We start from the raw sequence: 17,504 nt of genomic DNA, 5'->3' as shown, positions 1-17,504 counted from the left end.
TCCTCGACGGCGCAGCGCGAGACCTGCGCCCTGGAGCCCGACATGCCCGGCAGCCGCGACATCCTCGCCGACCTGGTGGCCTTCGACACCGTCAGCCGCGAGTCCAACCTGGCGCTGATCGACTACGTCCGCGACTACCTGGCGGGTTTCGGCGTCGACAGCGAACTGTTCTTCGACGCCGACGGCCGCAAGGCCAATCTCTATGCCACCATCGGCCCCAGCGACCGTGGCGGCGTCTGCCTTTCCGGGCATACCGACGTGGTGCCGGCGGACGGCCAGGCCTGGAGCGTGCCGCCGTTCCGGCTCAGCGAGCGCGATGGCCGCCTCTACGGGCGTGGCACGGCGGACATGAAGGGCTACCTGGCCTGCGTGCTGGCGGCCGTCCCGGCGTTCCTCGCCGCGCCGTTGCGCCTGCCGGTGCACCTGGCGTTCTCCTACGACGAGGAAGTCGGCTGCCTGGGCGTCCGTTCGCTGCTCGCGGCGCTGGAGCGGCGTCCGCACAAGCCGTTGCTGTGCATCATCGGCGAGCCCACCGAGCTGAAGCCGGTGCTCGGCCACAAGGGCAAGCTGGCCATGCGCTGCGAGGTGCACGGCGCGGCCTGCCATTCGGCCTACGCGCCGCAGGGGGTGAATGCCATCGAATACGCCGCGCGGCTGATCGGCCGCCTCGGCGAGATCGGCGCGCGCCTGGCGGTGCCGGAGCGCCACGACCGGCGTTTCGACCCGCCCTACTCGACGGTGCAGACCGGACTGATCCAGGGCGGCCGGGCGCTGAACATCGTGCCCGCCGAGTGCCGCTTCGACTTCGAGGTCCGCGCGCTGCCGGCGGACGACCCGCGGCAGGTCGCCGAGGAACTCCGCGACTATGCCGAAAGCGAACTGCTGCCGCGGATGCGCGCGGTGGAGCGAAGTACCGATATCCGCTTCACGCCGCTATCGGCCTATCCCGGCCTGCTCACCGCAGACGACAGCCAGGCGGCGGAGCTGATCGGCCTGCTCAGCGGTTCGACGGATTTCTCCACCGTGGCCTTCGGCACCGAGGGCGGGCTGTTCCACCAGGCCGGTATCCCGGCGGTGATCTGCGGTCCCGGCAGCATGGACCAGGGCCACAAGCCGGACGAGTTCGTCAGCCTCGCTCAGCTCGAGGCGTGCGATGCCCTGCTGGCGCGCCTGGCGGCGTGGCTGCGGGAGCCTTGAGCGGCAGCACCGCGCGATCCTGGCTGGGACTGGCGGCGAAGCGCGCGCGGTAGCTGCGGGAGAAGTACGACGGCGACTCGAAGCCGCAGGCCAGGCTCACCTGTAGCACGCTGAGGTCGGTCTGGCGCAGCAACTGGCGGGCCTTGTCCAGGCGCAGGCCGAGGTAGAAGTTCGAGGGCGTGTCGTCCAGGTGCACGCGGAACAGCCGTTCCAGCTGGCGGCGGGTGACCTGGATGCGCTCGGCCAGCTCCAGGGTGGTCAGTGGCGGCTCGGTATGCCGCTCCATCTCGCCGATCACCTGCACCAGCTTGCGGTTGCTCACGCCATAGCGGGTCGCCACCTGCAGGCGCTGGTGGTCCTGGCGCGGGCGGATGCGGCCGAGCACGAACTGCTCGGAAACCTGCACCGCCAGTTGCGGACCGTGGGCCTGGGCGATCAGGTCGAGCATCAGGTCGATGGAGGCGGTGCCGCCGGCCGAGGTGATGCGCGGACCGTCGATCTCGAACAGCTCCTGGGTCACGCTCAGTTGCGGGTAGGACTCCTGGAAGGCGTCGATGGCTTCCCAGTGCAGGGTCGCGCGGCGCCCGTCGAGCAGACCGGCCTCGGCCAGCACCACGCTGCCGGTATCGATGCCACCGAGGGTCACGCCGTTGCGATCGAGCTTGCGCAGCCACTGCACCAGGGCCGGGGTGACCGCCCGCAGCGGCTCGAAACCGGCCACCACGAACAGCAGGTCGCCTTTCTTCAGCGGCTCCAGCGCGCCGTCGCTGTTCACCGACATGCCATTGCTGGCCAGCACCGGACCGCCGTCGGCGCTGAGCACGTGCCAGCGGTAGAGGTCGGCGTGGAAGCGGTTGGCCACTCGCAGTGGCTCCACGGCGGAAACGAAGCCCATTACCGAGAAGCCGGGCAGCAGGAGAAACCAGAAGTCCTGGGACATGGGGCGCTCCGGGGTTGAGGTTGCGCAGCCTGTGTGTAGCGCAGGCCCGCCGCGCTTGGCAATGGCCAGGTCGCTGCAGTGCAAGAGCTGGTCGCCGCAGTGCGCTTCGCCGCCGTCCCGGCTGCGTACCTTGGTCGCCAGGGTCGGTCTCGCAAGGGGCCGGCGCCCACCTCGCAGAAAAACAATCAATAGCCGCACGAGGGGAGACCGATGAAGACGACGATTCGCCAGCTGGGCTGCGCCCTGCTGATCCTGGCCAGTGGCGCCGCCCTGGCCGCCGAACCCGAGCAGTGCCGCACGGTGCGCCTGGGCACGGTGAACTGGACCGACGTGGTCGCCAGCAGCGCCGTGGCCGAAGCCTTGCTCGACGGCCTGGGCTACCAGGTGAAGCAGACCAGCGCCTCGCAACAGATCGTCCTGGCCGGCCTGGCCGACAAGCAGCTGGACCTGTTCCTCGGCTACTGGCAACCGACCATGCAGCCGGTCGCCAGGCCTTATCTGGACAAAGGCCGGATCGAAGTGATCGAGCCGCCGACCCTGGCCGACGCGCAGTCCACCTATGCGGTGCCGAGCTACGTCGCCGAGGGCGGGCTGAAGACCTTCGCCGACATCGCCCGCTTCAAGGACAAGCTTGGCGGCCGCATCTACGCTATCGAGCCGGGCAGCGGCTCGAACCGCATCACCCGGAAGATGATCGACGACAACCGTTTCGGCCTGAAGGGCTTCCAGCTGGTGGAGTCCAGCGAGGCCGGGATGCTCACGGCGGTGAAGCGGGCGATCAAGCGCAAGCAGTGGGTGGTGTTCTTCGGCTGGAAGCCGCATCCGATGAACCTGCAGATCGACATGACCTACCTCACCGGCAGCGAGGATGTGTTCGGTCCCGACGAAGGCGCGGCCACCGTCTCCACCATGACCGCCGCCGGCTACCAGGCGCAGTGCGGCAATGTCGCCCGGCTGCTGCACAACCTGCGCTTCAGCAGCGCCCAGGTCAGCCAGGTGATGGCGCCGATCCTCGATCGCACCCAGCCCCTCGACGCCGCGCGGCAGTGGCTGAAGGCCAACCCCGAGCCGCTGAAGGCCTGGCTGGATGGCGTGAGCACCTTCGACGGCAAGGACGGCCTGGCCGCGCTCCAGGCCTCGCTGAAGTAACCCGCACCTATCCGTTCCGCCCGGCGCGGCCGAGCGGGGCTTCGTAGACCCCGAATACAGGAAGCTACCACCGTGAACCATGAAGTCATCGTCACCTGCGCGGTGACCGGCGCCGGCGATACCGTCGGCCGGCATCCGGCGATCCCGGTCACTCCGAAACAGATTGCCGAGGCCGCCATCGAGGCGGCCAGGGCCGGCGCCACCGTCGCCCACTGCCATGTCCGCGACCCCGCCACCGGCAAGCCCAGCCGCGACGTGGCGCTGTACCGTGAAGTGGTCGAGCGTATCCGCGAAAGCGACACCGACGTGATCATCAACCTCACCGCCGGCATGGGCGGCGACCTGGAGATCGGCAAGGGCGAGCAGCCCCTGGAGTTCGGTGCCGGCACCGACCTGGTCGGCCCGCTGGAGCGGCTCAGGCATGTCGAGGAGCTGCTGCCGGAAATCTGCACCCTGGACTGCGGCACCCTCAATTTCGGCGACGGCGACTACATCTACGTCTCCACCCCTGCGCAACTGCGCGCCGGCGCCCGGCGCATCACCGAGCTGGGGGTCAAGGCCGAGCTGGAAATCTTCGATACCGGCCACCTCTGGTTCGCCAAGCAGATGCTCAAGGAAGGGCTGCTGGAGGATCCGCTGTTCCAGATCTGCCTGGGCATTCCCTGGGGCGCGCCGGCCGATACCACGACCATGAAGGCGATGGCCGACAACCTGCCGCCGGGGGCGACCTGGGCCGGCTTCGGCATCGGCCGCACGCAGATGCCGATGGTCGCCCAGGCCATGTTGCTGGGCGGCAACGTGCGGGTCGGCCTGGAGGACAACATCTGGCTGGACAAGGGCGTGCCGGCGAGCAACGGCAGCCTGGTGGAGCGCGCCATCGAGATCATCGAGCGCCTCGGCGGGCGCGCCCTGAGCCCGGCGGAAGGGCGCCGCAGGATGAACCTGAAGCCGCGCTGATTTCTTCCTCCCCGCCCCGTCGGGGGCGGGAACAACTTCTGGAGATGTCCATGTCCTTCGTCACCGAGATCAAGACCTTCGCCGCCCTCGGTAGCGGCGTCATCGGCAGCGGCTGGATCGCCCGCGCCCTGGCCCACGGCCTCGACGTCGTCGCCTGGGATCCGGCGCCGGGCGCCGAAGCGGCGTTGCGCGCGCGCGTCGCCAATGCCTGGCCGGCCTTGCGGAAACAGGGCCTGGCGCCCGGCGCGGCGCAGGAGCGCCTGCGCTTCGTCGCGAGCATCGAGGAATGCGTGGGCGACGCCGATTTCATCCAGGAGAGCGCCCCCGAGCGGCTCGACCTGAAGCTCGACCTGCACGCCAGGATCAGCGCCGCGGCGCGGCCCGACGTGCTGATCGGTTCCTCCACCTCGGGCCTGCTGCCCAGCGAGTTCTACGCCGAGGCGAGCCACCCCGAGCGCTGCCTGGTCGGCCACCCGTTCAACCCGGTCTACCTGCTGCCGCTGGTGGAGGTGGTCGGCGGCGAACGCACCGCTGCCGAGGCCGTGCGGGCGGCGATGCGGGTCTACGAATCGCTGGGCATGCGTCCGCTGCACGTACGCAAGGAAGTGCCCGGCTTCATCGCCGACCGCTTGCTCGAGGCGCTCTGGCGCGAGGCGCTGCACCTGGTCAACGACGGCGTGGCCACGACCGGCGAGATCGACGATGCGATCCGCTTCGGCGCCGGCCTGCGCTGGTCGTTCATGGGCACCTTCCTGACCTACACCCTGGCCGGTGGCAACGCCGGCATGCGCCACTTCATGGCGCAGTTCGGCCCGGCGCTGCAATTGCCCTGGACCTACCTGCCGGCGCCGGAACTCACCGAGGCCCTGATCGACCGGGTGGTGGAGGGCACCGCCGAGCAGCAGGGCGCGCGCAGCATCGCCGAGCTCGAGCGCTACCGCGACGACTGCCTGCTGGCGGTGCTCGGGGCGATCAGGGAAACCAAGGCCCGGCACGGCTTCGCCTTCGCCGAGTGACATGACGCGCCTTCCGCCCCGCCGGGCGTAGCGCAACCACGGAGCCTGCCATGAGCCAAGTCCTGACGACCTACGAGACGCCGGTCCTGCCCGAGTGGGTGGACTACAACGGCCACTTGCGCGATGCGTTCTACCTGCTGGTGTTCAGCTACGCCACCGATGCGCTGATGGCGCATATCGGCCTGGACAGCCAGAACCGCGACGCCAGCGGACACTCGCTGTTCACCCTGGAATGCCACCTGAACTTCCTCCATGAGGTGAAGGAGGGCGCCAGGGTCGAGGTGCGTACGCAACTGCTCGGTCACGATCGCAAGCGCCTGCATATCCACCATGCCCTGTACCTGCCTGGCAGCGGGCAGGCGCTGGCGCTGAGCGAGCAGATGCTGCTCCACGTCAGCCTCGACGGCCCGCGCTCGGTACCGTTCGAAGGCGAGGTGCTGGCGCGGGTCGAGGCGCTCGCCGAGGCACATCGCGCGCTCCCCGTGCCGGAAGGTGTCGGTCGGGTGATCGGCCTGCCGCCGGTGCGCTGAGCGCGATGGCTGCGAAGTATCCGCTGTCTCCGGCGATGTGGCGCTTCGTCGAGCACAGCCGGGCGTTCGCCAGCGACAGTCCGCGCCTGGATGCGCAACGTGCGGCCTACGCGCGGATGTGCCAGGCGTTCGCGCCGCCGCGCCCGGCCGGTTTGCGGGTGCTCGACTCCTGCTTGCCGGCCGCGCCGCCGGTGCGCGTGCGCCGCTATCGCCCCGACCGCCCGGCACCGCCCGGTGGCTGGCCGGCGCTGCTCTACCTGCACGGTGGCGGCTGGATGCTCGGCGGCCTCGATTCACACGATTTCATCTGCGCCGACCTGGCGGCGCGCCTGGGCCTGCTGGTGCTGGCGGTGGATTACCGACTGGCGCCGGAGCATCCGTTCCCGGCGGCATTGCAGGATTGCCTGCGTGCCTGGCAGGCGCTGAGCCTGGGCGAGCTGGACGAAGCGCTGGATGGGCGACGCCTGCTGGTGGCCGGCGACAGCGCCGGCGGCAACCTGGCGGCGGCGCTGTGCCTGGCCCTGCGCGATGGCGGCGCGCCGTCGCCGGCCGCGCAGATATTGCTCTATCCCTTGCTGTCCGCTGCGCCATCGCCCTCGCGGATCGACTGCGCCGACGCGCCGTTGCTCGGCCTCGGCGATGTGCAGGCGTGCCTGGACGCCTACCTGCCGCTGGCGGCGCTGCACCGACAGCCACTGGCGCTACCCCTGGAGGCCGCTGATTTCACTGGCCTGCCGCCGGCCTTCGTGGCGGTTGCCGAATTCGATCCGCTGCGCGACGACGGCGAGCGCTATGGCGCAGCGCTACGCGCGGCGGGTGGCGAGGCAGGGTTCTATCCGGGAAGCGGGCTGGTCCATGGCTGCCTGCGCGGCCACGGCATCGATGAGGTGGAAGCCCTGCACGAGGCCTTGCGGCGGGCCGTGCAGGGCTTCCTGGCGGAGGACTCAGGCGAGCGCCAGGCGGGTGAGTAATCCACCGCCGAGCACCAGCCAGGCGAATAGCAGGGCGGCCAGCAGCAGCGGCTTGAGGCCGGCGCGGCGGATCGCCGAGAGGTGCGTGCCGAGGCCGAGGCCGGCCATTGCCATGGCCAGGAGGAAGGTGTCGAGGTCGTTGACGTGGCTGACCAGCGCCGGCGGCAGGCTGACCAGCGAGTTGAGCCCGGCGACCAGTACGAAGCCGACGGCGAACCAGGGAATGGTGATCTTGGTCGCGCCGCTGTGCTGCCGGCGGTGCGCCTTGTCGCGTGCCAGCCAGGCCGAGAGCAGGATCAGGAAGGGCGCCAACATCATTACCCGGACCATCTTGGCGATCACTGCGGTATCCGCTGCCTCGATGCCGATCGAGCGACCCGCGGCGACCACCTGGGCCACCTCGTGCACCGTGGCACCGATGTACACGCCCCAGGTGCCAGGGTCGCGCGGTAGCAGCCCCCAGTCCTGGTCGAGCTGGAACAGCGCCGGATAGAGGAAGATGCCCAGGGTGCCGAACACCACCACGGTGGAAACCGCCACCGCGACCTGTTCGGCGCGGCCACGCACGACCGGCTCGGTGGCCATCACCGCGGCGGCGCCGCAGATCGAACTGCCGGCGCCGATCAGCAGGGTGGTGGTGCGGTCCAGGCCGAACAGCCGGGTGCCGAGCAGGCACGCCAGGCCGAAGGTGCTGGCGAGCATCAGGGCGTCCAGCAGCACGCCGTGCAATCCGACGCCGGCGATGTCCTGGAAGGTCAGGCGCAGGCCGTAGAGGATGATCCCGGCGCGCAGCAGGATCTGCTTGGAGAAGCCGACGCCGGCGGCGCTGCCGGCGGCTATCCGAGGGTACAGGGTGTTGCCGACGACGATGCCGAGCACGATGGCCAGGGTCAGCGCGCTGATGCCGTTGTGCTGCAACCATTGCGAACGACCCAGGAGGATCGCCACGCCGGCCAGGGCGGCGCTGAGCAGCAGGCCGGGGATGAGTTTCTGGACCTGGGCCAGGGGTCTGGTACCGGTCTTGACGGGGAGGGTGTGCATCCTTCGCTCCTCAGGTGAGGTCACGGGACGCAGGTTAGGTAGCGGGCATGAATTTGTGAAACGAATAGTTTCTGTATTAAATACCTGAAAAACAGGTAGGTGAGTCCATGGCCCTCAGTTTCCGTCAGCTCCAGATCTTCTGTGCGGTGGCTCGCTGCGGCAGTACCACGGCGGCGGCGGAATCCATCTCGCTGTCGCAGTCGGCCACCAGCGCCGCGCTCAACGAGCTGGAATCGCAGCTTTCCACGCGCCTGTTCGACCGGGTCGGCAAGCGCCTGCAACTGAACGAGGTCGGCCGCCGCTTTCTGCCCCAGGCATTGCGCCTGCTCGACGGGGTGGCGCAACTGGAGCAGCAGTTCGCGGTTTCCGCCGCGCCCCAGGCGAGCCTGACGGTGGCGGCCAGCAGCACCATCGGCAACTACGTGCTGCCGCGCCTGCTGGCCTCCTTCGAGCGGGAGCAGCCGGGCGTGAGGGTCAACGCCAGCATCGGCAACACCGGTTCGGCGGTGCAGGACGTGGTGACCTTCGCGGCGGACATCGGCCTCATCGAAGGCCCCTGCCACGAGCCGGGCCTGCGGGTGGAGCCCTGGCTCGAGGACAGCCTGATCGTGGTGGCGGCGCCCGGCCACCCGCTGGCCTCGCGCACCCAGGTCTCCCGCGAGGCCCTGCGCCGCGCGCGCTGGCTGCTGCGCGAGCCCGGCTCGGGCACGCGCGAGGAGGTCAGCCACGCCCTGCTGGGCCACCTGCATTACCTGGAAGACAGCCTGGACCTGGGCAGCTCCGAGGCGATCAAGCACAGCGTCGCCGCCGGGCTGGGCATCAGTTGCCTGTCGCGCTGGGTGGTCGAGGAACAGTTGGCCTCCGGCGCGCTGGTCGAACTGCGCAGCAGCCTGCCGCCGTTGCGCCGGCGCTTCTACATGCTGCGCCAGCGCGACAAGTTCCTCTCGCCGGGCTTCGAGCGTTTCTGGGAACACTGTCGGGCGGGACTCGGCGCCGGCTAGCTGGCTTCCGGCAAAAAAATCCCCCTGCCGCGCCCGACGCGCGGAGGGGGATGAAAAAGGAGCCAGGAACGGCCCTCAGTGTGAGTCTGGCGTTTTCCGGAAGCCGTCCGCTGCATTCCGCAAGCCGCTGGAGGCGATTGTGGCGGTGTCGCTGGCGGTCGAATTAGCCGAAAACGACCTGCCCATGTCCAGGCGGGACAGCCCCCTTGCCGGGAGCGACGTGGGCTCAGCAGAATCGATGGCAATCCCCATCGAAGGAGCTGCCGCGATGATGCACGCCGATCTGATCGACCAGGACGATTTCCGCGAACGCCTGCAGGCGCTGGGCTTCAGCGTGCCGCCGGACTCGACTCCGGAGCAGGCCTGCGAATACGCCGTGCGCGGCCTCAGCCCGGAGCGCGCCCAGGCGCTGCGGCGGCTGGTGGAGGACATGCTCGGCGGGCACGCCACGCTGCTCCCGGCGGTGCGCGAGGCGATTTCCCGGCAATTGCTGCCGGCGCTGGTGCCGCGGGGCTGACAAGGCCCTGCCCGCTCCCGTGGACGGGGCGGGCAGGGACGCGCCGTCAGATCCGCACGCTGGCGAAGGTCGACTCGCCCTGCGCCTGGCTCAGGGCCGACAGCGCCGAGGAGTTGGGCATCAACGCCAGGTCCTGCGGGATCGGCATCAGCACCACCGGCTGGCCCAGCGGCTGGCCCTGGCGCTCGTCGCGCGGCGGGATGCCGAAGTACTCGCGGTAGCACTTGGAGAAGTGCGGGGTGGAGACGAAGCCGCAGACCGAGGCCACCTCGATGATCGACATGGACGTCTGCTTGAGCAACTGGCGGGCGCGGATCAGGCGCAGCTTCAGGTAGTAGCGCGACGGCGAGCAGTGCAGGTACTTCTGGAACAGCCGCTCGAGCTGGCGACGCGAGACGTTGACGTAGACCGCCAGTTCGTCGAGGTCGATCGGTTCCTCCAGGTTGGCCTCCATCAGCGCGACGATCTCCTGCAACTTCGGCTGGTTGGTGCCGAGCATGTGCTTGAGCGGCACGCGCTGGTGGTCCTGCTCGTTGCGGATGCGCTCGTAGATGAACATCTCGGAGATCGCCGCCGACAGCTCGCGGCCATGCTCGCGGCCGATCAGGTGCAGCATCATGTCCATCGGCGCGGTGCCGCCGGAAGAGGTGAAGCGGTTGCGGTCGATGGAGAACAGGCGGGTGCTCATGGCCACCCGGGGGAAGGCTTCCTGCATCGCCGCCAGGCATTCCCAGTGCACGCTGCAATCGTAGCCGTCGAGCAGGCCGGCGCGGGCCAGCGCCCAACTGCCGGTGCACACCGCGCCGAGGCGCCGACCCTGGCGGGCCTGGGCCTGGAGGAAAGTGACGTGCTCGCGGGTGACGCTGCGCTGGATGCCGACGCCGCCGCAGACGATCACGCAATCCACCGCCGGGGCGTTGTCGGTACCGGCGTCGGGGGTGATCTGCAGGCCGTCGCTGGCCCAGACCTGGCGGCCGTCCAGGCTCAGCGTATGCCAGCGGTAGAGTTCGCGTCCCGAGAGCTGGTTGGCCATGCGCAACGGTTCCACCGCCGAGGCCAGGGAGATCAGGGTGAAGTTGTCCAGCAGCAGGAAGCCGATGGACTGCGGATTTCGGTTCTGTGGTGGGACTCCGGGCGCGTACGTGGTCATGGGTGTATCTCCTCACGCTGAGCAAGCAGGCCTCTCACGAGGCTTTTTTTATGATTGTTGGAATTTCCGGGTGGCTGCTTGGGCCACGCCGTCGGCGTTGCTTGTAACCAGAGCAAGGCAAATGCCATGCCTATATTGATTGGGCGTTCAATCAAAAAAGCCGGAAGGCTTTAGCCCGGCATTTCCACTCGGGCCTGGCACAACGACAGCATGGGCGACGGCTGGCGGCGCGCCGCGCGCCTGGGCATTTCGGTAGCACCAGGGCGGCCCCCGGCGAGAAGGCGGGGCAGCGGCCGTGGCGACAAAGGTAACGACGGGCGGCGAGCCGTTACCCCGCAGTGTGACGGATGGCGACCGCCCGGTCACGCGTCATATGCGCCAAAAAGTGGCGTCTCGATCGTTTCGTGAGCAATTCCGGTTCAGCACTCGATGGCGTTCACCGCCAGGCCCCCGCGCGAGGTTTCCTTGTACTTGTCGTGCATGTCGGCGCCGGTGTCGCGCATGGTGCGGATCACCTTGTCCAGCGAGATGAAATGCTGGCCGTCGCCGCGCAAGGCCATTTGCGCCGCGTTGATGGCCTTCACCGCGGCGATCGCGTTGCGCTCGATACAGGGCACCTGGACCAGCCCGCCAACCGGGTCGCAGGTCAGCCCGAGGTTGTGTTCCAGACCGATCTCGGCAGCGTTCTCGACCTGCGCCGGGGTGGCGCCGAGGACTTCCGCCAGGCCGGCGGCGGCCATCGCGCAGGCCGAGCCGACCTCGCCCTGGCAGCCGACCTCGGCGCCGGAGATCGAGGCGTTCTTCTTGCACAGGATGCCCACCGCGGCGGCGGCCAGCAGGTAGTCGACGACGTCGCGGTCCTGGGCGTCGGGATTGAACTTCATATAGTAGTGCAGCACCGCCGGGATGATCCCCGCCGCGCCGTTGGTGGGCGCGGTGACCATGCGCCCGCCGGCGGCGTTCTCCTCGTTCACCGCCAGGGCGAACAGGTTGACCCATTCCATGGCGCTGAGGGTCGAGCCGATCACGTTGGGCTTGCCGATCTCCTGCAGGTTGCGGTGCAGGCGCGCGGCGCGGCGTTGCACGTTGAGCCCGCCGGGAAGGATGCCTTCGTTGCGCAACCCGTTGTCGACGCAATCGCGCATCGCCTGCCAGATGCGCCGCAGGCCTTCGCGGATATCGGTCTCGCTGCGCCAGATGCGTTCGTTGGCCAGCATCAGCTCGGATACCCGCAGGTTGTGGCGCTTGCACAGCAGCAACAGTTCCTCGGCGCTGGAGAAGTCGTAGGGCAGCACCGTGTGGTCCTGGTCGAGCTGCCCCGAGGCGGCCTGTGCCGCATCGACCACGAAGCCGCCGCCCACCGAGTAGTAGGTCTCCTGGTGCAGTTCGCCTTGCTCGCCGTAGGCGACCAGGGTCATGGCGTTGGGGTGGTAGGGAAGGTTCTCGTCGAGCAGGCGCATGTCGCGCACCCAGTCGAACGGTACCGCCACGCGGCCGTCCAGTTGCAGCAGGCCGCTATCGAGCAGGGCGGCCATGCGTGGGGCGATCTGGGTCGGGTCGATACGATCCGGCCATTCGCCCATCAGGCCCATGATCACCGCGCGATCGGTGCCGTGGCCGACGCCGGTGGCGGACAGCGAGCCATACAGGCGCACTTCGAGACGCCGCACCGCCGACAGCGCCTGGCGCTGGCGCAGGGCAGCGGTGAACAGCGCGGCGGCGCGCATGGGGCCGACGGTATGCGAACTGGACGGGCCGATACCGATCTTGAAAAGGTCGAACACACTGATAGCCATGTCGGCCTCCGGGATTGCCGCGGCATCCGTGCCTGCGTAGTGGGGGTGGCGGCTCCTCCGCCCGCGATTCCTGCGCATCATCGGGCTTTCCCCGGGGCGGGCCGCATCCGCCACCGACCCGGCCATGTCCAAAAGCGCCGCGTCCGCGCCCGGATCGGGGAACCTCTGCGGCCGAGGGGCGTCTGCACCTGCACGGCGTCGGAATGAGAACGGGCTCGCGCCGCTCCGAAAACGGCATCCGCTGGTCGCCGGCAAAGACCACTATGATTGAATGCGACACAGCGGGTACTGAATGCGACCCCGCCTGCACTGGTTGCGACCCACCCTGTAGGCGACGGATGCGTCCTGTTTCATGATCGTTCACGAATTGCCCGCTGAGGGCCGCTACCGGTCGGCCCGATACAGACAGACCGCCGCGCCCTTCGGGGTAGCGCCGGCGCCTTACCCTGCAGAGGAGTTCGCTATGAAAGGTTGCAAGTCTTGGCTGCTGGCCGTGTCTCTGTGCGCACCGCTGGCAGCCCAGGCCGCGGAGCCCGAATCCTGTGCGTCGGTGCGTTTCGCCGACGTCGGCTGGACCGACATCACAGTGACCACTGCGGTCACCCGCCAGGTCCTCGAGTCCCTCGGCTACAAGACCAAGGTCAATCTGCTCTCGGTGCCGGTGACCTACCGCTCCCTGGCCAACAACGACCTCGACGTATTCCTGGGCAACTGGATGCCCACCATGACCAACGACATCAAGCAGTACGCCGAGAAAGGTACGGTCGAGACACTGCGCGCCAACCTGGAGGGCGCCAAGTACACCCTGGCGGTTCCCCAGTACGTCTACGACGGCGGCCTGCGCAGCTTCGCCGATATCGCGAAGTTCTCCGACAAGCTGGGCAACAAGATCTACGGCATCGAGCCGGGCAACGACGGCAACCGCGTCGCCCAGAGCATGATCGACAAGAACGCCTTCGAACTGGGCAAGTTCAAGTTGGTGGAATCCAGCGAGGCGGGCATGCTCTCGCAGGTGCAGCGGGCCATCCGGCGCAACCAGTGGGTGGTGTTCCTCGGCTGGGAGCCGCACCCCATGAATACCCGCTTCCAGATGAAGTACCTGGAAGGCGGCGACGACTTCTTCGGCCCCAACTATGGCGGCGCGACCATCTACACCAACGTGCGCAAGGGCTACGCCCAGGAGTGCGCCAACGTCGGCCAACTGCTGAAGAACCTCAGCTTCACCCTCGAGATGGAGAACAAGCTGATGGACGCGGTACTCAACGAAAACAAGAAACCCGAGGAAGCCGCTAAGGCCTGGTTGAAGGATCACCCGGAACAGCTGGATGCCTGGCTGGCCGGTGTCACCACGCGCGACGGGCAGCCTGCCGCAGCCGCGGCCAAGCTGGCGTTCGCCAAGTAGGCGACCGGTCGTTCATTTCCCGCTCTTGATGGACCCTGATTATGTTCCTGACTGATCACAAGCTCCCGCTGGGAGAGCAGATCGCCGGTTTCGTCGACTGGCTGACCCTGCATGGCGCATCGTTCTTCGACAAGATCTCCGACACCCTGGAGTTCCTCATCCATGGCGTCACCAACGGCTTGCTCTGGTTCAACCCGTTGGTGCTGATCGCCTTGCTGGTAGGGCTGGTGCATTTCATCCAGCGCAGCTGGGGGCTGACCGTGTTCGCCCTGGCCTCGTTGCTGCTGATCCTCAACCTGGGCTACTGGCAGGAGACCATGGAAACCCTCGCCCAGGTGATATTCGCCACCCTGGTGTGCATCGCCGTGGGCGTGCCGCTGGGCATCGTCGCCGCGCACAAGCCGTGGTTCTACACCGCGCTGCGGCCGTTGCTGGACCTGATGCAGACGGTACCGACCTTCGTCTACCTGATCCCGACCCTGACCCTGTTCGGTCTCGGCGTGGTGCCGGGCCTGATCTCCACGGTGATCTTCGCCGTCGCCGCGCCGATCCGCCTGACCTGCCTGGGTATCCAGGACGTTCCGGCGGAGCTGCTCGACGCCGGCAAGGCCTTCGGCTGCTCGCGCTGGCAACTGCTGACGCGCATCGAGCTGCCGCACGCGATGCCGAGCATCGCCGCCGGCATCACCCAATGCATCATGCTCTCCCTGTCGATGGTGGTGATCGCCGCGCTGGTCGGCGCCGATGGCCTCGGCAAGCCGGTGGTGAACGCGCTGAACACCGCCGACATCTCCCTCGGCTTCGAAGCCGGCCTGGCCATCGTCCTGCTCGCCATCCTGCTCGACCGGGTGTGCAAGCAGCGCGCCGTGAAGGGGAAATAAGCCATGACTGCGATCCGATTCGACCATGTGGACGTCATCTTCGGCACCCACACCAAGGAAGCCCTGAAGCTCCTCGACCAGGGCCTCGGCCGCGCCGAGATCCTCAAGCGCACCGGCCAGGTGCTCGGCGTCGAGGACGCCTGCCTGGACGTCAACCGCGGCGAGATCTGCGTGCTGATGGGACTTTCCGGCTCCGGCAAGTCGAGCCTGCTGCGCTGCATCAACGGCCTGAACAAGGTCAGCCGCGGCAAGCTGCTGATCGAGCACGAAGGTTCGCAGGTGGACATCGCCAACTGCTCGCCGGCGACCCTCAAGGCCATGCGCACCAAGCGCATCGCCATGGTGTTCCAGAAGTTCGCCCTGATGCCCTGGCTGACGGTGGCCGAGAACGTCGGCTTCGGCCTGGAGATGCAGGGCCGTCCGGCCGCCGAGCGGAAGAAGCTGATCGACGAGAAGCTCGAGCTGGTCGGTCTCTCGCAGTGGCGCGACAAGCGTCCCGACTCGCTCTCCGGCGGCATGCAGCAGCGCGTCGGCTTGGCTCGCGCGCTGGCGATGGATGGCGACATCCTGCTGATGGACGAACCGTTCTCCGCCCTCGACCCGCTGATCCGCCAGCAATTGCAGGACGAACTGCTGGTGCTGCAACGGCAACTGCACAAGACCATCGTGTTCGTCAGCCACGACCTCGACGAGGCGCTGAAGATCGGCACCCGCATCGCGATCATGAAGGACGGCCGGATCATCCAGCACGGCAAGCCGGAAGAGATCGTGCTGAGCCCCGCGGACGACTACGTGCGTACCTTCGTCGCCCATACCAACCCGCTCAACGTGCTGTGCGGCCAGAGCCTGATGCGTGGCCTCGACCAGTGCATCCGGCAGAACGACGAGATCTGCTTCGACCAGGGCCGCGACTGCTGGATCGGTCTCAGCGAAGGCGACGTGCTCAAGGGCGCGCGCCAGGGCAGCAACGTCATCGACCTGCAACGCTGGCGCCAGGGCGACCCGGTGGAGAAGCTGCGCCGCGAACCGACCCTGGTGGATGTCAGCATCCGTATGCGCGATGCCCTGCAGATTCGCTACCAGACCGGCCACAAGCTGGTCCTGCAGGAGCAGGACAGGGTGGTCGGGGTGCTCGGCGACAGCGAGCTGTACCACGCGTTGCTGGGCAAGAACCTCGGCTGATCCCCCTCGGCCCGCTCGGGGCCGCTACGAATGCCCGGCGCTGCCGGGCATTCGCGTTTATCCTCCGCGCTTTTTCCGTCTGTTCTTCCTTTCGCACGCTCCTGCGCGCCGGTTCCTGCGGCATGCGCCGGGCGCCGGGTGGCAGAAAAGAAAGGCCCGGCGAAACGCCGGGCCAAGTACGCACCTGATTGGCGAGGGCGCCCTAGCGGCGCCGGGTTCAGGTCTGGGGCTGGGTTGGCGCCGGCACCGGCTGGTAGGTGCGGCGGTCGCCGACCTGGGCCTCGTAGTCGGCGCGCATGGCCTTGTGCAGGCCGAACATGAACAGGATCAGCACCGCCGAGAACGGCAGCCCGGCGAGCACCACGACGGTTTGCATCGCCGTGAAGTTGCCGGCGAACAGCAGGCCGATGGTGACTAGCGTGACGACGGCCGACCAGAGGATACGCAGCCAGTTCGGCGCGTCCTCGTCCAGCTCGCCGCCGCTGCGCGAGAGATTGGCCAGCATCACCGAGCCGGAATCCGCCGGGGTGAGGAACAGCACGAAGCCGACGAAGATCGACAGGCCGATGACGATCTTCGACAGCGGATAGTGTTCCAGCAGCAGGTAGATCGACATCGACGGCTGTTCCAGCGCGGCCTTGCCCAGGTCGGTCGCGCCGTGGTTCATCACCAGGTCCAGGGCGCTGTTGCCGAATACCGACAGCCAGGCCAGGGTGAAGCCCAGCGGGATCAGCAGCACCCCGCAGACCAGTTCGCGCACGCTGCGACCGCGGGAGATGCGGGCGATGAACATACCGACGAAGGGCGCCCAGGAAATCCACCAGGCCCAGTAGAACAGGGTCCACAGGCCCAGCCATTCCTCGCTCTTGCCGGCGCCGGCACCGGTGTAGACGTAGAGGTCGAAGGTCTTCAGCACCAGGCCGTCGAGATAGTCGCCGAGGTTCTGTACGAAGCCGTTGAGCAGTTCCAGGGTCGAACCGCAGACCAGCACGAACAGCAGCAGCGAGCTGAACAGCACGATATTCAGGTTGGACAGCCGGCGGATGCCTTTCTCGACACCGGAGACCGCCGCCAGGGTGGCGACCAGGCTCATCGCCAGGATCACCGCCAGCAGGGTGCCTTTGCTGTGCGGCATGCCGGTCAGGTACTCGAGACCGGACGACACCTGCAAGGCGCCGATGCCCAGGTTGGTCACCAGCCCGAGAAGGGTGACGAAGATGCCGAAGCAATCCACCGCGTGGCCCGCGGCGCCTTTCACCCAGCGCTCGCCGAGGATCGGATAGAGCGCCGAGCGCAATGCCAGCGGCTGGCGATGGCGGTAGGCGAAATAACCGACGGCGAGGCCGACCAGGGCATAGATCGCCCAACCGTGCAGGCCCCAGTGGAGGAAGGTCAGTTGCAGCGCCTGGCGCGCCGCCTGAGGGCTGCCGGGAACGCCTTCGGGTGGATGGTAGAGGTGGTCGATCGGCTCGGATGCGGCGAAGTAGAGCAGCGAGATGCCGATCCCGGAGGAGAACAGCATGCCGGCCCAGGCGCCGTAGCTGAAGTCCGGCTTTTCATGCTCCTCGCCGAGCTTGAGGGTGCCGAAGCGCGAGAAGGCCACCCAGGCGACGAAGAACAGGTAGGCGCCGATGGCCAGCATGTAGTACCAGCCGAAGCTGTGCGACAGCCACGCCTGGATGCGGCCGAGCAAGGCTCCGGCGCTGTCGGGATAGAGGATGAGGGCGGCGGTCAGAACCAGGATCAGTGCGGTCGAGCCGAAGAACACGATCGG

The 17,504-nt window shown here is 68.0% G+C and carries 16 protein-coding genes; 11 read left to right on the top strand and 5 right to left on the bottom strand.

Annotated features, from left to right (window positions below; translation table 11 throughout):
• Positions 1-42 precede the first annotated feature (42 nt).
• Complete coding sequence (gene argE, locus AT700_RS28070; RefSeq protein WP_003106035.1) at positions 43-1,197, top strand: acetylornithine deacetylase; 1,155 nt, start codon at positions 43-45, stop codon at positions 1,195-1,197.
• Here the strand turns inward: argE and cdhR are convergent.
• Entirely contained in the window at positions 1,127-2,137 is a 1,011-nt protein-coding gene (gene cdhR, locus AT700_RS28065; protein ID WP_003114442.1) for an HTH-type transcriptional regulator CdhR, read from the bottom strand. The two genes, argE and cdhR, sit on opposite strands and share 71 nt — an antisense overlap.
• Positions 2,138-2,347: 210 nt before the next feature.
• On the opposite strand from cdhR, the gene AT700_RS28060 reads away from it, so the two are divergent.
• The 5 genes from AT700_RS28060 to AT700_RS28040 all read left to right on the top strand — a co-directional run bounded on the left by AT700_RS28060 (position 2,348) and on the right by AT700_RS28040 (position 6,760).
• Positions 2,348-3,286, top strand: coding sequence for a choline ABC transporter substrate-binding protein (locus AT700_RS28060; protein WP_003096718.1), 939 nt, complete (start codon positions 2,348-2,350; stop codon positions 3,284-3,286).
• A 72-nt stretch (positions 3,287-3,358) separates the two neighbouring features.
• On the top strand, positions 3,359-4,243 hold the full coding sequence (locus tag AT700_RS28055) for a 3-keto-5-aminohexanoate cleavage protein (protein WP_003096716.1): 885 nt from the start codon (positions 3,359-3,361) through the stop codon (positions 4,241-4,243).
• Positions 4,244-4,293: 50 nt separating this feature from the next.
• On the top strand, positions 4,294-5,259 hold the full coding sequence (locus tag AT700_RS28050; RefSeq protein ID WP_003096713.1) for an L-carnitine dehydrogenase: 966 nt from the start codon (positions 4,294-4,296) through the stop codon (positions 5,257-5,259).
• A 50-nt stretch (positions 5,260-5,309) separates the two neighbouring features.
• On the top strand, positions 5,310-5,789 hold the full coding sequence (locus AT700_RS28045) for a thioesterase family protein (RefSeq protein WP_003117175.1): 480 nt from the start codon (positions 5,310-5,312) through the stop codon (positions 5,787-5,789).
• A gap of 5 nt (positions 5,790-5,794) precedes the next feature.
• A complete protein-coding gene (locus AT700_RS28040; RefSeq protein ID WP_003117174.1) occupies positions 5,795-6,760 on the top strand; it encodes an acylcarnitine hydrolase in 966 nt (321 codons plus the stop codon).
• Here the strand turns inward: AT700_RS28040 and AT700_RS28035 are convergent.
• Positions 6,734-7,801, bottom strand: coding sequence for a YeiH family protein (locus AT700_RS28035; protein ID WP_003104836.1), 1,068 nt, complete (start codon positions 7,799-7,801; stop codon positions 6,734-6,736). The two genes, AT700_RS28040 and AT700_RS28035, sit on opposite strands and share 27 nt — an antisense overlap.
• A gap of 107 nt (positions 7,802-7,908) precedes the next feature.
• On the opposite strand from AT700_RS28035, the gene AT700_RS28030 reads away from it, so the two are divergent.
• The gene (locus tag AT700_RS28030; protein ID WP_003104838.1) at positions 7,909-8,802 is read left to right on the top strand and encodes a LysR family transcriptional regulator; all 894 of its coding nucleotides are present in this window, start codon (positions 7,909-7,911) and stop codon (positions 8,800-8,802) included.
• Between the two features lie 268 nt (positions 8,803-9,070).
• Positions 9,071-9,319: a hypothetical protein gene (locus tag AT700_RS28025; protein ID WP_003096701.1), complete on the top strand. Its 249-nt coding sequence runs from the start codon at positions 9,071-9,073 to the stop codon at positions 9,317-9,319.
• Positions 9,320-9,365: 46 nt separating this feature from the next.
• Here AT700_RS28025 and AT700_RS28020 read toward each other — a convergent pair whose 3' ends face one another.
• Positions 9,366-10,469: a GlxA family transcriptional regulator gene (locus AT700_RS28020; RefSeq protein ID WP_003096699.1), complete on the bottom strand. Its 1,104-nt coding sequence runs from the start codon at positions 10,467-10,469 to the stop codon at positions 9,366-9,368.
• A 419-nt stretch (positions 10,470-10,888) separates the two neighbouring features.
• Positions 10,889-12,265 (bottom strand): L-serine ammonia-lyase, encoded by a 1,377-nt coding sequence (locus AT700_RS28015; RefSeq protein ID WP_003111339.1) that lies wholly within the window; start codon positions 12,263-12,265, stop codon positions 10,889-10,891.
• A 463-nt stretch (positions 12,266-12,728) separates the two neighbouring features.
• Here AT700_RS28015 and AT700_RS28010 point away from each other — a divergent pair, with 463 nt between their 5' ends.
• From AT700_RS28010 to choV, 3 genes are read left to right on the top strand one after another with little or no spacing between them, the layout of a single operon-like run.
• Positions 12,729-13,667 (top strand): choline ABC transporter substrate-binding protein, encoded by a 939-nt coding sequence (locus tag AT700_RS28010; protein WP_003104841.1) that lies wholly within the window; start codon positions 12,729-12,731, stop codon positions 13,665-13,667.
• Positions 13,668-13,708: 41 nt separating this feature from the next.
• Positions 13,709-14,548 carry a choline ABC transporter permease subunit gene (choW, locus tag AT700_RS28005; protein ID WP_003096692.1) on the top strand — a complete coding sequence of 280 codons (840 nt, stop codon included), beginning with the start codon at positions 13,709-13,711 and terminating at the stop codon, positions 14,546-14,548.
• 3 nt (positions 14,549-14,551) lie between these two features.
• A complete protein-coding gene (gene choV / locus AT700_RS28000; protein WP_003096690.1) occupies positions 14,552-15,730 on the top strand; it encodes a choline ABC transporter ATP-binding protein in 1,179 nt (392 codons plus the stop codon).
• 217 nt (positions 15,731-15,947) lie between these two features.
• Here the strand turns inward: choV and AT700_RS27995 are convergent, their stop codons facing one another.
• On the bottom strand, positions 15,948-17,498 hold the full coding sequence (locus AT700_RS27995; RefSeq protein WP_003104844.1) for a BCCT family transporter: 1,551 nt from the start codon (positions 17,496-17,498) through the stop codon (positions 15,948-15,950).
• Positions 17,499-17,504 lie beyond the last annotated feature (6 nt).

The sequence above is a fragment of the Pseudomonas aeruginosa genome (assembly GCF_001457615.1).
GTDB lineage: Bacteria > Pseudomonadota > Gammaproteobacteria > Pseudomonadales > Pseudomonadaceae > Pseudomonas > Pseudomonas aeruginosa.
This window is presented reverse-complemented; position numbering and strand designations above follow the sequence as displayed.

What these genes read in the sequence shown, in the direction of transcription:
- argE (WP_003106035.1), top strand. Translation starts at nt 43, where the DNA reads ATGCCCGGCAGCCGCGACATCCTCGCCGACCTGGTGGCCTTCGACACC.
- cdhR (WP_003114442.1), bottom strand. Translation starts at nt 2,137, where the DNA reads ATGTCCCAGGACTTCTGGTTTCTCCTGCTGCCCGGCTTCTCGGTAATG.
- AT700_RS28060 (WP_003096718.1), top strand. Translation starts at nt 2,348, where the DNA reads ATGAAGACGACGATTCGCCAGCTGGGCTGCGCCCTGCTGATCCTGGCC.
- AT700_RS28050 (WP_003096713.1), top strand. Translation starts at nt 4,294, where the DNA reads ATGTCCTTCGTCACCGAGATCAAGACCTTCGCCGCCCTCGGTAGCGGC.
- AT700_RS28045 (WP_003117175.1), top strand. Translation starts at nt 5,310, where the DNA reads ATGAGCCAAGTCCTGACGACCTACGAGACGCCGGTCCTGCCCGAGTGG.
- AT700_RS28040 (WP_003117174.1), top strand. Translation starts at nt 5,795, where the DNA reads ATGGCTGCGAAGTATCCGCTGTCTCCGGCGATGTGGCGCTTCGTCGAG.
- AT700_RS28035 (WP_003104836.1), bottom strand. Translation starts at nt 7,801, where the DNA reads ATGCACACCCTCCCCGTCAAGACCGGTACCAGACCCCTGGCCCAGGTC.
- AT700_RS28030 (WP_003104838.1), top strand. Translation starts at nt 7,909, where the DNA reads ATGGCCCTCAGTTTCCGTCAGCTCCAGATCTTCTGTGCGGTGGCTCGC.
- AT700_RS28025 (WP_003096701.1), top strand. Translation starts at nt 9,071, where the DNA reads ATGATGCACGCCGATCTGATCGACCAGGACGATTTCCGCGAACGCCTG.
- AT700_RS28020 (WP_003096699.1), bottom strand. Translation starts at nt 10,469, where the DNA reads ATGACCACGTACGCGCCCGGAGTCCCACCACAGAACCGAAATCCGCAG.
- AT700_RS28015 (WP_003111339.1), bottom strand. Translation starts at nt 12,265, where the DNA reads ATGGCTATCAGTGTGTTCGACCTTTTCAAGATCGGTATCGGCCCGTCC.
- AT700_RS28010 (WP_003104841.1), top strand. Translation starts at nt 12,729, where the DNA reads ATGAAAGGTTGCAAGTCTTGGCTGCTGGCCGTGTCTCTGTGCGCACCG.
- choW (WP_003096692.1), top strand. Translation starts at nt 13,709, where the DNA reads ATGTTCCTGACTGATCACAAGCTCCCGCTGGGAGAGCAGATCGCCGGT.
- choV (WP_003096690.1), top strand. Translation starts at nt 14,552, where the DNA reads ATGACTGCGATCCGATTCGACCATGTGGACGTCATCTTCGGCACCCAC.